At 66.0% G+C, this 15,199-nt stretch carries 14 protein-coding genes; 8 read left to right on the forward strand and 6 right to left on the reverse strand.

Going from position 1 to position 15,199, the window contains the following annotated elements; genetic code table 11:
• Positions 1-103 precede the first annotated feature (103 nt).
• The 6 genes from AC6LKD_RS06315 (at position 104) to AC6LKD_RS06340 (ending at position 5,993) form a co-directional block, all read left to right on the forward strand.
• Complete coding sequence (locus AC6LKD_RS06315) at positions 104-898, forward strand: HpcH/HpaI aldolase family protein (RefSeq protein ID WP_498115548.1); 795 nt, start codon at positions 104-106, stop codon at positions 896-898.
• A gap of 43 nt (positions 899-941) precedes the next feature.
• Positions 942-2,144, forward strand: a complete 1,203-nt coding sequence (locus AC6LKD_RS06320) for a pyridoxal phosphate-dependent aminotransferase (protein WP_498115549.1) — start codon at positions 942-944, stop codon at positions 2,142-2,144.
• A gap of 36 nt (positions 2,145-2,180) precedes the next feature.
• Positions 2,181-3,365, forward strand: coding sequence for an acetylornithine deacetylase (gene argE / locus AC6LKD_RS06325; protein WP_013391592.1), 1,185 nt, complete (start codon positions 2,181-2,183; stop codon positions 3,363-3,365).
• 40 nt (positions 3,366-3,405) lie between these two features.
• Positions 3,406-4,722 (forward strand): MFS transporter, encoded by a 1,317-nt coding sequence (locus AC6LKD_RS06330; RefSeq protein WP_013391593.1) that lies wholly within the window; start codon positions 3,406-3,408, stop codon positions 4,720-4,722.
• A gap of 233 nt (positions 4,723-4,955) precedes the next feature.
• Positions 4,956-5,603 (forward strand): YiaD family glycine zipper/OmpA-like lipoprotein, encoded by a 648-nt coding sequence (locus AC6LKD_RS06335; RefSeq protein WP_013391594.1) that lies wholly within the window; start codon positions 4,956-4,958, stop codon positions 5,601-5,603.
• A 69-nt stretch (positions 5,604-5,672) separates the two neighbouring features.
• Entirely contained in the window at positions 5,673-5,993 is a 321-nt protein-coding gene (locus AC6LKD_RS06340) for a 4a-hydroxytetrahydrobiopterin dehydratase (RefSeq protein WP_013391595.1), read from the forward strand.
• 31 nt (positions 5,994-6,024) lie between these two features.
• On the opposite strand, the gene AC6LKD_RS06345 is transcribed toward AC6LKD_RS06340, so the two are convergent.
• The 6 genes from AC6LKD_RS06345 to AC6LKD_RS06370 all read right to left on the reverse strand — a co-directional run bounded on the left by AC6LKD_RS06345 (position 6,025) and on the right by AC6LKD_RS06370 (position 11,022).
• A complete protein-coding gene (locus AC6LKD_RS06345; RefSeq protein WP_498115550.1) occupies positions 6,025-6,480 on the reverse strand; it encodes a MarR family winged helix-turn-helix transcriptional regulator in 456 nt (151 codons plus the stop codon).
• On the reverse strand, positions 6,477-6,704 hold the full coding sequence (locus AC6LKD_RS06350; protein ID WP_492276001.1) for a hypothetical protein: 228 nt from the start codon (positions 6,702-6,704) through the stop codon (positions 6,477-6,479). The genes AC6LKD_RS06345 and AC6LKD_RS06350 overlap by 4 nt, the downstream gene beginning before the upstream one ends.
• Positions 6,701-8,326, reverse strand: a complete 1,626-nt coding sequence (locus AC6LKD_RS06355) for an FAD-dependent monooxygenase (protein WP_498115551.1) — start codon at positions 8,324-8,326, stop codon at positions 6,701-6,703. The genes AC6LKD_RS06350 and AC6LKD_RS06355 overlap by 4 nt, the downstream gene beginning before the upstream one ends.
• A 123-nt stretch (positions 8,327-8,449) precedes the next feature.
• Entirely contained in the window at positions 8,450-9,148 is a 699-nt protein-coding gene (locus AC6LKD_RS06360; protein ID WP_013391599.1) for a DUF6776 family protein, read from the reverse strand.
• Between the two features lie 147 nt (positions 9,149-9,295).
• The gene (gene murU, locus AC6LKD_RS06365) at positions 9,296-9,982 is read right to left on the reverse strand and encodes an N-acetylmuramate alpha-1-phosphate uridylyltransferase MurU (RefSeq protein WP_498115552.1); all 687 of its coding nucleotides are present in this window, start codon (positions 9,980-9,982) and stop codon (positions 9,296-9,298) included.
• Positions 9,982-11,022: an aminoglycoside phosphotransferase family protein gene (locus AC6LKD_RS06370; protein WP_498115553.1), complete on the reverse strand. Its 1,041-nt coding sequence runs from the start codon at positions 11,020-11,022 to the stop codon at positions 9,982-9,984. Before AC6LKD_RS06370 ends, murU begins: the two co-directional genes overlap by 1 nt.
• A gap of 169 nt (positions 11,023-11,191) precedes the next feature.
• Between AC6LKD_RS06370 and AC6LKD_RS06375 the strand changes: the two genes are divergently transcribed.
• Together AC6LKD_RS06375 and AC6LKD_RS06380 are read left to right on the forward strand one after the other, a co-directional pair.
• On the forward strand, positions 11,192-13,588 hold the full coding sequence (locus AC6LKD_RS06375; RefSeq protein WP_498115563.1) for an LPS-assembly protein LptD: 2,397 nt from the start codon (positions 11,192-11,194) through the stop codon (positions 13,586-13,588).
• Entirely contained in the window at positions 13,585-15,189 is a 1,605-nt protein-coding gene (locus AC6LKD_RS06380; RefSeq protein WP_498115554.1) for a peptidylprolyl isomerase, read from the forward strand. The genes AC6LKD_RS06375 and AC6LKD_RS06380 overlap by 4 nt, the downstream gene beginning before the upstream one ends.
• The last annotated feature ends 10 nt before the right edge of the window (positions 15,190-15,199 follow it).

Here is a 15,199-nt window from a genome sequence, read left to right on the forward strand (position 1 = left end):
AAAATTCGGAAATATTCGCGATTCGGCTCCGGTATCTTTGTTTGGCTGTTTGAGGGGGCGTCGACACGATGAATGCTCCCCGTTTGAACACTATGGAGCAGACATGAAAGATTCGAATCCGATACGCAAGGCACTCCTGGCCCTGGAGCCTTCCGAGGGCTGCTGGCTGACTTTGGCGAGCCCGGCCGTGGCCGAGGCGATTGCGCATTGCGGCTTCGATTGGCTGGTGGTCGACATGGAGCATGCGCCCAATGATGTGGCGGGCCTGACGGCGCAATTGCAGGCCATCGATGCGGCGCGCGCGCATGGCGCGGCGGCGTATCCGATCGTGCGCGTGACGGTTAACGATGCGGCGCTGGTCAAGCGCGCCATGGACTGCGGCGCCAAGACGATCATTTTCCCGAACATCGACACGGTCGAGGACGCGCGCCGCGCCATCGCGGCCATGCGCTTTCCCTTCGAAGGCAATGGCGGCGTGCGCGGGGTGGCGGGGCTGGTGCGGGCCGGCATGTATGGGCAAGACCCGTCCTACGTCAAGCTGGCCAATGAGCAGGCCTGCGCGGTCCTGCAGATCGAATCGGCGCAGGCGGTGCGCAACGTGGAAGCCATTGCCGCCCTGCCTGGGGCGGATTGCCTGTTCGTCGGCACGGCCGATCTGGCGGCCAGCCTTGGCCGCCTGGGCGACATGGCCCACGCCGAGCTGCGCGAGGCCGTGAGCCGCGTGATTGAGGCCGGCCGGGCGGCGGGCAAGGCGGTCGGCATTTTCGCCAACGATCCCGAAGAGGCGGCGCGCTACCGCAAGCTGGGGGTGCAGTTCATCGCCTTGCACTCCGACGTGGCCTGGCTGGCCCGGGGCGCCCGTCAGGCGCGCGCGCAGTTCGACGCGGCGTGCCGCTGAGCGGGCGGCGCGATCTCTTTCTTCTGGCAAGACAGGAACAGGCATGAATACAGCAGTATCTTCCGGCGGCTTCAGCACGACCGCGCGCGCTAGCGTGCAGACCTTGCGTTCGTCGCAAATCCGCGAAGTCGCCAATGCAGGCATGGGCCGCGCCGACGTGCTGCCGTTCTGGTTCGGCGAGCCCGACGAGCAGACGCCGGCAGCATTCCGCGACGCGGCGATCGCCCATATCGCTTCCGGGCAGACGTTCTACGTCCAGACCCTGGGTGTGCCGGTGTTGCGTGAACGCCTGGCCACGTATGTGAGCGGCCTGCACGGCCAGCGCGACGTGGACAACATCGCGGTGACCAGTTCGGGCACGTCGGCGTTGATGACCGCCGTGCAGGCCCTCGTGGGCGCGGGCGACCACGTGGTTGCCGTGACGCCGCTGTGGCCCAACCTGGTGGAAATGCCCAAGGTGCTGGGCGCGCGGGTGACGACCGTGGCGCTGTCGTTCTCGGAGAGCGGCTGGCGCCTGGATCTGGACGCTTTGCTCAGCGCCTTGACGCCGGATGTGCGGGCGCTTTTGGTGAATTCGCCGAACAATCCCACGGGCTGGGTGATGACCGCCGAGCAGCAGCGCGCGGTGCTGGAGCATTGCCGCAAGCAAGGCATCTGGATCATCTCCGACGATGTCTATGAACGCTACTACTACGAAGGCGCGGTGGCGCCCACGTTCCTCGACATCGCCGCGCCGGACGATCGCGTGGTCAGCTGCAACTCGTTCTCGAAGGCCTGGCTGATGACGGGCTGGCGCGTGGGCTGGGTGGTGACGCCACGCGGACTGCTGCCGGAGATCGGCAAGCTGATCGAATACAGCAACACCTGCACGCCCGGCTTTGTGCAAACCGCCGCCTTGTGCGCGCTGGAACAGGGCGAGCCCGTCATCGCGCGCACGGTGCAGCGGCTGCGCTTGGCACGCGACCATCTGGCGGCGAGGCTGGGCGAGGTGCCTGGGGTCGAGCTGGCCGGCGCGGCGCCGGGCGCGATGTACACCTTCTTCCGCGTCCGCGGCGTCTCGGACAGCCTGGCGTTCTGCAAGGACCTGGTGGTGCGCGGCGGCCTGGGCCTGGCGCCGGGCGTGGCTTTCGGTCCCGAGGGCGAGGGCTATCTGCGCTGGTGCTACGCCAGCGCGCACGAACGCCTGGATGAAGGCGTGGCTAGACTATCGCGCTTTCTGGACGCGGCCCGGGGCCAGGCAGCCTGAGCGCCGGCGCCGGACCTCAACATTAGGGCAAGACCCATGAATACTCCTGAGCTTCCCCGTTCCCTGGAATGGATAGAACGGCTGGTGCGCTTCGATACGACCAGCCGCCTGTCGAACCTGGGCCTGATCGAAACGGTGCGCGACCACGTGGCTGCGGCCGGGCTGGCGCCTCGGCTGATCTACAACGCCGACGGCAAGAAGGCCAACCTCTTCGTGACCGTCCCCGCGGCCGACGGCGGCACCCAGGGCGGGGTGGTGCTTTCGGGCCATACCGACGTCGTGCCGGTGGACGGCCAAGCCTGGAGCAGCGATCCGTTCGCGCCCGAAGTGCGCGATGGCCGGCTCTACGGACGCGGCACCTGCGACATGAAGGGTTTCATAGGGACGGCGCTGGCCATGCTGCCCTCGTTCACGTCGCGGCGCCTGCGCGTGCCGCTGCATCTGGCGCTGAGCTATGACGAGGAGGTCGGCTGCCTGGGCGCGGACGCCATGCTGCGCGAGCTGGCGAAGCTGGAGATCCGGCCCGATAGCTGCATCGTGGGCGAGCCGACCGAAATGCGCGTGATCTCGGCGCACAAGAGCAGCAATCTGTACCGCTGCACCGTGCATGGGCATGCCGCGCATTCTTCATTGACGCCGCGTGGCGTCAACGCGATCGAATATGCGGCGCGCGCCATCTGCCACATCCGCGATATGGCCGACAGCCATCGCCAGAACGGACCGTTCGACCAGGACTTCGAGGTTCCGTACACCACCGCCAACACCGGCACGATCTCGGGCGGCCTGTCCGTCAACACGATCCCGGACCGTTGCCAGTTCGAGTTCGAATTCCGCACCATCCCGGGCGTGCTGGCGCCGGACGTGATCGGCGGCCTGCGCCGCTACATCACCGGCGAACTGCGCGACCGCATCAAGGCGGAGCACCCGCAGGCCGACATCGAACTGGAGGCGATGGCGGAAGTGCCGGGTTTCGATACCGCCGCGACCGCCGAGATCGCGCGGCTGGCGCAGGCGCTGACCGGTATGCGCGGCACCGAGAAGGTGGCGTATTGCACCGAGGCGGGCTTGTTTCAGCGGGCAGGAATGACGGCCGTGATTTGCGGTCCGGGCAATCTGCAGCAGGCGCACCGGCCCGATGAGTATGTGGCGCTGTCGCAGATCGGCCTGTGCGAACAGTTCATGGAAAAGCTGGCGGGCCATCTTGCGATAGCCCGTCCATAAGTTGATCGATAGTTAATTCTTCAAAAAAACAGAGGGAAAAATGGCTTACTCGGAGAAGACAACGTGGAATGCGGCGGCCGCTGCCCGCGACAAGGCGGCGCCATCAGGCGACCGGCGCGCCCAGGCGCGGCGCGCGGTGATCGCCGCGTCCATCGGCAATGCGCTCGAATGGTTCGACATGATCGCGTACGGCACCTTCGCGCTGATCATTGCCAAGCTGTACTTTCCGTCCGCCAGTGAGAGTTCCTCGCTGCTGCTGGCGCTGGCCACGTTCGGCGTGTCGTTCCTGATGCGGCCGCTGGGCGCCATCGTGCTGGGAAGCTATGCCGACCGGGCCGGGCGCAAGGCGGCGCTGACGGCTTCCATTTTCCTGATGATGATAGGCACGCTGATCATCGTGGTGGTGCCCACGCACGCGCAGATCGGCGTTGCCGCGTCGGTCATCATCCTGGTCGCACGGTTGATCCAGGGCTTTTCGGCGGGCGGAGAGTTCGGCAGCGCGACGGCCTTCCTCATCGAATATGCGCCGGATCGGCGCGCCTACTATGCCAGCTGGCAGGTCGCCAGCCAGGGCGCCGCGATCCTGCTGGCGGCGCTGTTCGGCGCCGTGCTCAACGCGACCTTGACCCAGGCGCAGCTGGAAAGCTGGGGCTGGCGCATTCCGTTCGTGTTCGGCCTGCTGATTGCGCCGGTGGGCTACTACATCCGCCATCACATGGATGAGACGCCGGAATTCAGCGCGGCGCAGGCTTCGGCTTCGCCCCTGAGCGACATGTTTGCGGGACAGAAACTGCGGCTGCTGGTGACGGTGGGCTTCGTGGCGCTGGGCTCGGTGGGCAACTACCTGGCGCTGTATATGCCCACGTACTCGATTCGCCAGCTGGGCCTGCCGCCGACCATCGGCTTTCTGGCGACGCTGGTCACGGGCGTCATCATGACGGTAGGCGCGCCTTTTGTGGGCGCGCTGGCTGACCGGATCGGACCCGCGCGCATCATGACGGCCGCGGCCCTGTTGACCGCAGTGCTGTGCTATCCCTTGTTCTATCTGCTGGTGTCGTATCCGACGGTGGGCGTGCTGATGATCGTCCAGGTCATTCTGGGCTTGTTGGCGACGCTGTACTTTGCGCCCATGCCGGCGCTGATGTCCGCGATTTTCCCGGTGCAGGTGCGCACCACGGGCCTGTCATTGGGCTACAACATCGCGGTGACGATCTTCGGCGGCTTCGCGCCGTTCATCCTGACCTGGCTGATCGCGACCACCGATTCCAAGCTGTCGCCGAGCTACTACCTGCTGGCCATCGCGCTCATGGCCATGGTGTCGCTGAACGTGGCGCGCCGGACGTTCCAGCAGCGCTAGGCGCCAGGCGCCGGCCTTCGCCTTGAAGGCCGGCCCGCGCTGGGCGGAATGTAGCCCATTGTTGCGGGATTGCGCGCCTTTTCGCTCCGGCTGGGGCCGCGCCGTACAGCGCGGCCGCGCTATCTTCAGGACCCTGCTGATAGTACAAAATGTTGCCTGCCTCCCGTCCCGCGCTTGCTAGCATGGTCTGGCCGGAATGATCCGGCACACCGACGGAATAAGTGGAGGTTGCCATGAGCTCAAGAACAATATTCAACCGGATCGCAGTTGTCGCGGCCACGGGTGCCTTGCTGGCGGGATGCGCCACGCAGCAGCAGACCAACACGGCCGTGGGTACGGGCGCCGGGGCGGCCATCGGCGCCGGCATCGGCGCCTTGATCGGCCACGGCAAGGGCGCGGCCATCGGCGCCGGCATCGGCGCGGTGGCGGGCGGCCTGGTGGGCTACAACTGGAAAGTGGTCAAGGAAGACGTGCAGAAGTCGGGCGCTTCATCGTTGGGTATCGACGTGGTGGAAATGCCCGATGGCAGCCTGAAGGTCAACATTCCCAGCGGCGTGTCGTTCGATACCGACAAGACGCAGCTCAAGCCCGCGTTGCTGCCGGTGCTGGACAGCGTGGCGCGTTCGCTCAACCAGCATCCTGAATTGCGGGCCAAGGTGGTCGGCCATACCGACAGCACGGGCGCGTTGGCGCACAACCAGACGCTGTCGGTCAATCGCGCCAAGAGCGTCACGGACTACCTCGGCAAGCAGGGCGTGGCAGCCGGCCGCCTGACGGTCGAAGGCCGCGGACCGAACGATCCGATCGGCGACAATGCGACCGCCGAAGGCCGCGCGCTGAACCGCCGCGTGGAAATCTACCTGTACGCGGTCCAGCAGTAAGCCTGGGCCAGCCCAGTGTCCGAGGCGGCTGGCGCAACGCGCCGCCGCCTTTTTTTTCCGGAGTCCGTCATGAGCATGTTTCCTCCCGCCCGCGTCGGCACCGATACCGCCGTGGCCGCTTTGTCAGGTTGGCAGGCGGTTGCGATGCGCGACGCCATCGAAAAGCGCTTCCGCTTTCCCAATTTCAATGCGGCATTCGGCTTCATGGCGCGCGTGGCCATGTTCGCGGAGAAGCTGAACCATCATCCCGAATGGACCAACGTCTATAACCGTGTGGACGTGACCCTGACCACGCATGACGCTGGCGGCGTGACCGAATTGGACGTGCGCATGGCGCAGTTCATGGATGAGGCGGCTGCGCAACTGGGCGCGACCGCGCCTAAGGGCTAGGGCCTGAGCGAGTTGCAATCGCGGCTGTGGGCTAGTCTTCCGCCCCGTCCGCGTCCGGCTGCAGATGGCCGATCACGCGGTCCAGCATGTCGCCCAGCAGGCGTTGCTCGTCGTCGCTGAGGCAGTTGAAGATCTCCTCATTGCGGCGGGCGATCAGGTCGATGACGCGCTGGTATTGCGCCAAGCCGGCCGGGGTCGGCGCCAGCACCACGCCGCGCCCGTCGGAGGCGGACATGGTTTTTTCCACCAGGCCGCGGTCCACCAGCGCCTGCGCCGAGCGGCTGGCCTGGCCCTTGTTCAGATTGGCCGCGCGCGCCAGGTCGTTGACCGAGAGCGGCGCGTAGCGGCCGATGGCCGCCAGGCAGCGCGCCTCGCCTAGCGGAATGCCGCAGTCTTCCAGATAGGCGCGATTCGTGTCCCTGTCCGTGATCTTGTTGAGCACGTGCAGGCGGTAGGTCAGGAATCGTTCGAGGGCGGGCGGGTTCACGTCGGGCGGGTAGAAGCAGAGGCGGGACAGTGTGCCACAGGGTCGTTGGCCAGGCAGGCGGCTTCCGCCTGGGCCAGCAGCGCGGCGGCGTCGCGCGCATCGCTCAAGCGGGCCAGCAGCGACAGGCTCAGGATCGACAGGAAGAGCGACGCTTGCTCTTCGCCGACGCGCGTCAGGGCTTGCGCCATGGCGGTATAGGTCTGGTCCAGTTCATCGTTGTTCATGCTTGGTCTTCCTTGGGCGCATCCAGGGCGATCGAGGGGTAGTAGGGCCGGAGGGCGGCGCGCAGGGTGGCGGCCGCGGGGGCGATCCAGCGGCCCAGTACGTAGCCGTCCGGCCGCAGCAGGTAGACGGCGCTGCCTTGGGCGCCATAGCGCTGGCGCAGTTGCCCGCGCGTGTCCTGCAAGGCGTCGGCGCCCGTCTTCAGCACGCGCAGCGGCTGGGGGGCATCGCGAGTGGCAGCGGCCAAGGCCTCCAGTTCCGCTGCCAGCCTGGCGTCGGGTTCGAGCGCCAACGCCACGAAGCCTGCGCCGAAGCACGCGCTGAGATGCAGCGGCGCGCCGCGATCCTGCAGCAGCGCTTCGGGCGCGGGCTGGCCGGGCGCGGCGGCGGCGCCGGCTTGCGGCGCGCCGTCAGCCAGATTCAAGGGCGAGGCATCGTAGGAGATGGGCGCCGACTGCCGCGGGTTGATCAACTGGCGCACTCGCTCGTCCGAGAGGGCCAGACGCAGGGCGGCCTCGCGCATCAGGCGGAAGCCGAAATCCGGCGGAGCCATGAATTCGGTGCTCTTGGCGCCGTAGGCCAGGTTCTGGCGGGTGGCGTGGACGCGCTCCACGCTGTAGCTGTCGAGCAGGCTGTCGGGGGCCTGGCCTTGCAGCACCCAGGCCAATTTCCAGGCCAGGTTGCCCGCGTCGTCCAGCCCCGAGTTCAGGCCTCGCACGCCGAAGATCGGCACCAGGTGGGCGGCGTCCCCGGCGAACAGCACGCGTCCGTGGCGGTAGCTGTCCAGCGTCAGGCACTTGGCGTTGTAGATGGAGATCCACAGCGGCTTCCAGGGTGCGGTCTCGCCGATCATGTCCAGATGGCTCTGCACGCGCGGCAGCACGTTCTCCGGCTTGACGGCCTCCTCGGGATCTTCGTCGTCGCGGATCTGGTAATCCACGCGCCAGACATTGCCGGGCTGGCGATGCATGAGCAGGGTGGAACCGGGATTGGACGGCGGATCGAACCAGGCCAGGCGCTCCACCGGACGGCTGGATGCCTGTTCGATGTCGACGATGACGTAGCGCCCTTCGTACTGCATGCCTGTCAGCTTCAGGCCCATGGCCTCGCGCACGGTGCTGCGGCCGCCATCGCAGGCGATCAGCCAGTCGGCGCGCACGGTGTGGCGGCCGCCTTCGGCTTCCACTTCGGCCGTGACGCCGTCCGCGTCCGTCTGCAGGCCTGCAAGCCGCGCCGACCAGCGCAGCGCGGCCCGTTCCGGATGGCGCTGCATGGCCTGGTGGGCGTACTCCTCGACGGCGTACTGCTGGATATTGACCATGGGGGCGTAGCGTTGCAGCGGGTCGTGCGGCATTTCGAAGTGCAGCACCTCGCTGTTGCGGTAGTAGCTGCGGCCTCCGGTCCAGGCCAAGCCGGTGGCGGTCAGGGGGCGGTCGGCGCCGACCCAGCCCATGATTTCCTGTGACCGCCGCGAAATGCAGATGGCGCGGCTGCCGCTGCAGTAGTCGTCGTCCGCCTCCAGGGGCAGCGTAGCGATGCCGTATTCGGCCAGCAGGGCGGCCAGCGTCAGGCCGACGGGGCCGCCGCCGGCGATCAGGACGGGAACGTGCGCGGGTAGCGGCATGCTGTCTCCGGCTATTTGGTTGTTTGCGCAACTATATTCTCAAAAAGGTTGTACGCGCAACCATATTGTTGGGGCAAAAAAAACCCGCCGGATCAGGGCGGGTCGTCGGGCTGTAGGGGCGTTTCAGTTGCGCACGTAATAGATACGCATCGCCTGCTGTTTCTGCGCACCGTCCAGTACGCGCAGCACCACGACCTTGGCCGTGAAACCATCGGGCAGCTTCAGTTGGCCCAGCGCGTAGTCGTAACGGTCGACGTTCAGGGCAGGGCCTTCGGGCGTGACGGTGGCGGCGCGGCCATTGGGATAGGTGCCGTCGATGGAGAAGGTCAGCGTGCCCTTGAACGGCGCGCCTTGGCGCTCTTCGCGCATGACCAGCACCTGGTAATCCAGCAGGCCGGGCGCGCGCTTGAAGGTGGCGGAGCGGATGCCCAGGTTGCCGCCGCGCGGGTCGGCCGGCATGGCGTCCTGGAACAGCACCAGTTCCTTGTTCAGCGTGTCGATCTTGCTGCGGGCGTCAGAAAGGTCGGCGGTCAGTTTTTCGTGGCCGGACTTGTTGGCGTCGCGCTGCTGGGTGGCTTCCTCGAGCTGGCTTTGCAGGCGCTGGCGCTCAAGATTGGCCGTGCTGAGTTCGCTGTGCAATTGCTCGGACTGTTCCACGGTCAGGCGTTGCGGACCGTAGTTGGTCTGCAGGAAGAGCACGCCGCCGGCGCCCAGGGCGATGCCCACCAGCAGCAGGACCAGCCAGCGCGGCATGCGGCGCGTGCGTTGGCCGGGCTGGTATACGGAGGGCTTGAACACAGCCCGTTGCGATCTTCCGAACATCCCCATTCCTAGAAAACTTCCTGTATGTTTGCTCGCCCGCGCGCAGCGCGCGCAGGTCAAAGCGCTAGAGAATACCCCGTTAGCCGGGGCGGTTGGGTGCGCGGACAAGCCTGGTTGCGCACCTTGATATTGTGAAATATGTGGACATCAGCGGCCCTGTCCGTTGAGTTCGGCATCCAGGTCCGCCAGCCGCTGCGGCGTGCCGACATCCGTCCATTTGCCCGCATGGCGCGCGCCGCGCACCAGGCCGCGGGCCATGGCCTGCCGCAGCAAGGGCGCCAGGGGCGCCGCCGCGCCCCGGGGGACGTCGGCGAACAACGAGGGATGGTAGACGCCGATGCCAGCAAAGGTCAAACGAGGTTCGCCCTGGGCATGGACGCTGCCGTCGGCCTCCAGCCGGAAATCGCCGGCCGGGTGCTGCGGCGGATTGTCCGCCAGCAGCAGCCAGGCGCCGCCGTCGGGGAGGGCGCCTGCCAGGTCCTTCGCCGCGGCAGGATCCCAGTCGCACCAGACGTCGCCGTTGATGACCAGGAAAGGCTCGCCGCCCAGCAGGGGCAGCGCCTGGGCGATGCCGCCAGCGGTTTCCAGCGCGGTCGTTTCCGCCGAATAGCGGATGCGCACGCCGTGCGCGGCGCCATCGCCCAGCGCCCGCTCGATCTCGTGGCCGAGCCAGGCGTGGTTGATGACGACGTCGCGGATGCCGGCGGCCGCCAGCCGGCGCAGGTGCCAGACGATAAGCGGCTGGCCACCCACGGCCAGCAGGGGCTTGGGCAGGCTGTCAGTCAGCGGGCGCATGCGTTCGCCGCGCCCCGCCGCGAGGATCATGGCCCGCATCAGAACGTGTACCCGACGCTGACCTGGCGGTCGTCCAGCTTGTCCAGCAGGCGCAGCAACGGCGTGAAGACGCTGTAGCGCTGGGCCACCTGGCGCACGTAGCCATTCATGCGCGGCATGTGGGCCAGGTAGTGCGCCTTGCCGTCGCGGTGGTTCAGGCGGGCGAACACGCCCAGGATGCGCAGATTGCGCTGCAGGCCCATCCATTCATAAGCGCGGTGGAATTCGGCGAAATCCGGATCCACCGGCAAGCCTGCCGCCCGCGCCATTTCCCAGTAGCGGATGGCCCAATCCAGTTGCTGGGGCTCTTCCCATGTGGTGCGGGCGTCGGTCACCAGCGAGGCCAGATCGTAGGTGATGGGACCGATGAGCGCATCCTGGAAGTCGATGATGCCCGGATTGGGGCCGTATTGTGGCTGGTCGCAGACCATCAGGTTGGGCGAGTGGTAATCGCGGTGCACCAGCACCTGGGCCTGTCCGCCATTGCTGGTGGACAACAGCGCGAAGATCTTTTCCAGCGCGTTCGCGGTCTTGTCGTCCAGCGTCACCCCGTGGTGCTTTTGCACGTACCACTCGGGGAACAGCTTGAGCTCGTCGGCCAGACGGGTGGTGTCGTAGGTGCCCAGGCCGGTGGTGGATGCCTGCTGCAGGCGGACCAGCGCGGCCAGGGCCTCGCGGTACAGCGTCTGCAGTTCGCTGTCCGGCAGTCCCGCCTGGATGCGCTGGTAATAGGTCTGTTCGCCCAGGTCGGACAGCAGCAGCAGGCCCTGGTCCAGGTCCTGTTCCAGCACGGCGGGCACGTTCAGCCCGACGTCCGCCAGCAGGCGGTCCACGTGCAGGAAGGGGCGGCAATCCTCGTGCGCGGGCGGGGCGTCCATGACTATCAGGGTGCGCTCGCCGGCGTCCAGCCTGAAATAGCGGCGGAAGCTGGCGTCGGCCGACGCCGGACGCAGCGTGTCGATGGCCAGGTTCAGGCTGGCGGGCAGGCTGCCCAGCCAGTTGCGGATCAGCTCCAGGCGGGGGTCGTGATCGTTTTTCAAGGAAGATCCGTGTCAGAAAGGCAATATTGCTGAGAATTGTGTTCCGAGCACATAAGTCTGGGCCTATGGCGCGGCTTCTCTATAATACCGGCTCGTTTCCGTTAGCATTGGCCCTCCGTGGGTGCCGGTGTCGCGTTCCCACCATCGTCAAAAAGGGCTGTTTTCACTCGTGCGCAAGGTTCGATGGTTGATCCTCTCTGCTGTCAGTGTCGCCGCCGGCGCCGTTCAGGCCCAAGGTAGCCAGGGCAGCGTTCCCGCCGCGTCGTCGACCTCGGCGACTCCCGTGTTGCGCACTTCGCCGGGCTTGCGGATGCACCGCCTGCCGGACGACAGCATTCCCGCCTTCATGGAGGCGGACTCCATCGATGGCGATCCGGATTCCGACCTGACCCTGACCGGCAACGCCCAGGTGCGCCGCATCGACAGCGTGATCAAGGGCGATCGCATCAACTACCGCAAGGACACGGGCGAAGTCGACGTCCAGGGCAGCGCGCGCATGATGCGCGACGGCACCCTGGTGATCGGGCCGAACGCCACATTCAACGTGGACAAGTCCTCGGGAGAGATCGAAAAGCCCAATTTCTGGATGGGCGCCAACGGCGGCTTCGCCGTCGCCGAGCACGCGGACATATTCAGCCGGTCGCAGATGCGGCTGCACACAGTGACTTACAGCGGCTGCGCCTGCGAAACGCCGTCCTGGTACATCAAGGCCAAGACCGTCGACATCGACTTCGACGAGAACGAAGGCGTGGCGCGCAGCGGCGTGCTGTATTTCAAGGACGTGCCCATTCTGGCGTCGCCCTACATGACCTTCCCGGTCAAGAAGGAGCGCAAGTCGGGTTTCTTGATGCCGACCTACGGCACTACCAGCCAGGGCGGCTTCGATTTTTCGATTCCGTATTACCTGAATCTGGCGCCGAACTATGATCTGACCGTGCAGCCGCGCTATTTCTCCAAGCGCGGGCTGCAGATGGGGGGCGAGTTCCGATACATTGGATCCGGTTATGGCGGGATTGCGACTGGCACCTATCTGCCCAACGACAATCTGACCGGCACCGACCGTTGGATGTACTGGTGGCGTCATCAGCAGTTGCTCGGCAACGGGTTCTACGCGGACTGGGACCTCGCCAAGGTCTCGGATGACAATTATTTTCGCGATATTTCCCAGCTAGGCTTGAACCAGGCGTCCACAACGTATCTGCCTCAGCGCGGCCGGGTGGGCTGGACATCCAATTACTGGAATGCATACGCCCAAGTCTACAAATTTCAGACGCTTCAGGATCCTGACGCGCCATTGTCTCCCCAGTACGACAAGGTGCCCGAACTGTATCTGCGCGGTGCGCGCTACGACTGGGGGGGCTTTGACGTGGACTGGACGTCGACCGCCGTGCGTTTCAGGAAGCCGTTGCTGGACGGCACGCGCACCGGTCCGGAAGGCGATCGCTTGCAGTCGTACCCGACGGCCTCCTATCCGATCGTGCGTCCCGGCTGGTTCGTGATTCCCAAGGCGGGTGTCCACTATACGCAGTATCAGACGAACTGGTACAGCAGGGATTGGCTCGGCCTCAACGCCAATACTCCAAACGCCGGTACTTCGGCAGGCTATCCACAGTCGCAATCGCGTACAGTGCCGATCATGTCGTTGGACTCGGGCCTGATCTTTGAACGCGACACCAAGCTATTCGGCAAGGCTTCTACGCAGACACTGGAGCCGCGCCTGTACTATCTGTACGTGCCATACCGCGATCAGTCCAAGCTGCCTACCTACGATACGGCTCTGGCAGATTTCAGCTTCTCGCAGGCGTTCGATGAGAACATCTATACCGGCGGGTGGGACCGTATCGCGAATGCAAACCAGCTGACCGCGGCGTTGACTACGCGTTGGCTCGATGCCGATACCGGCTTCGAACGTCTGTCGCTGGCTGTGGCGCAGCGGTTCTACTTCGCGGACCAGAAGGTCACGCTACCCTACGAGACGCCGCGCGAAAACGTGCGCTCCGACTTTTTGGTAGGGGCTAGCGCAGCCTTGACCGATACGCTCAGCACGGAAGTCGCGGCCCAATACAACCCCTATGACAACAACTGGTCACGCGGTCTGATCAGCGCACGTTGGTCCCCCCAACGCCTGACTACGGTCGCCTTGTCCTATCGCTATCAGCGTGACCCCCAGCCGGGTGTCGCCTATCAGCCGCAAGGTCAGAACCAGGTCAGCATGGCAGTCCAGTGGCCCTTCAGCAAGCGCTGGTACGGTGTTGGTCGAGTCGACTATTCCTTGCGTTCCGGACCCTCCAGCACCATCGCCGATACGTCGGACTCCCCCCGCGTGACGCAGGCCATCGCAGGCCTGGAGTACAAGGGAGATTGCTGCTGGGTGGGCCGCGTGGTCTACCAGCGGTACGCTGTGTCGGCCACGGACGCCAACTCCGCAGTGTTCTTCCAGCTTGAGCTGACCGGCCTGGGTTCCCTCGGAACCGACCCGATGAACCTGCTGAACAGAAGTATCCCCGGCTACTCGCGCATCACGCCGCCAGTGCCCACCGGGACCACATTTGAAAGGTATGAATGATGCGTAGGTTGCACTCTTTGCGCCGCCTCTCCGGCAATGCGCTGCTGTTGGCCGTGTGCGCCGGCTTGCCCGTGGCCCATGCGGCCGAGCAGGGCGGCAAGGCCGCGAGCAATGGCGCCAAGCCGAATTCCGCCGCGCAGAAGAACGCTGCGCCGGCGCCTGCGCCTCAGCGCGAGCAATTCGTCGACGGCATTGCCGCCGTGGTGGACAAGGACGTGATTACGTTGCGCGAATTGCGCGACGCGTCCCAGCGTATTTCAGGTGAGTTGAAATCCCGCGGCATCCAGGTGCCCGATGACCAGACCCTGCAGCATCAGGTGCTGCAGCGCTTGATCATGGAGCGCGTGCAGCGCCATGAAGCAGACCGTCTGGGCATACGGGTGGACGATGCGCAAGTCGATCAGGCGATCCAGACCATCTCCGCCCGCAACAAGATCACCGTGGCCCAGTTGCGCCAGGAAATCGAAAAGTCCGGCACGAACTGGGATGGCTACCGCAAGTCGCTGCGCGACGAAATCCGCACCGATCGCCTGCGCCAGCGCGCGGTGGATTCGACGATCGTGATTTCCGATGCCGAGGTCGACGCTTTCCTGAAGGACCAGCGCCGCAATCCGGCGTTCGGCGCGGCGCCGCAGGCGGCCCCGCAGCCGCAGGCCCAACCGCAGGCTCAGCCGCAACCCGAACCCCAGCAGGCCGCCGCGCCGTCGGGTCCGATGCTTTACGCCCTGGCCCAGATCCTGGTGCGCGTGCCTGAAGGCTCGTCGCCCGAGCAACTGGCCGCGCTGCGCAAGAAGGCCGAAGGCCTGCTGGCGCAAGCCAAGCGCGGCGACGACTTCGCCAGCCTGGCCGCCGCGGCCTCGGACGGTCCCGAAGCCTTGCAGGGCGGCGTCATGGGTGTGCGCCCGCTGGACGGCTGGCCCGACCTGTTCGTGCAGGCCGTCAGCAATCTGCAGAAAGGGCAGGTCAGCAGCCTGATCCAAAGCGGCAACGGCTTTCACATCATCAAGGTGATGGACCGCGGCACCGCCCAACCCGCGCCTGCCCGCACGGCCCGCGCCCCGGCGCCGGCCCAGGCGCCGCAGCCCGCTGCCGCGCCCGCGCAGACGCCCGCGCACCAAGGCCCGGTGGAAGTGATGCAGACGCGCGCCCGCCACATCCTCATCAAGACCTCCACCGTCATGAGCGACGAACTGGCGCGTCAGCGCCTGGAGCAGGTCCGTCAGCGCCTGGTGAGCGGCGGCGCCAAGTTCGAGGACATGGCGCGCCAGTATTCGCAGGACGCCACCGCCCCGCAAGGCGGCGAACTAGGCTGGCTGAACCCGGGCGAAACCGTGCCGCCGTTCGAGGCCGCCATGAACGCCTTGAAGCCGGGCGAGATCAGCCAACCGGTGCAATCGCCTTTCGGCTGGCACCTGATCGAAGTGGAAGAGCGCCGCCAGCACGACGCCACCGACGACATGGCCCGCATGAAGGCTCGCCAGATCCTGTTCGAACGCCGTGCCCAGCCCGCTTTCGAAGATTGGCTGGAGCAGCTGCGCGCCCAGGCCTACATCGACAACCGCCTGGAAAAGCAGCAGAAGATCCAGCAGAACAACCGTTAAACGCATTACA

The sequence above is a fragment of the Achromobacter sp. D7-1 genome, assembly GCF_059760445.1.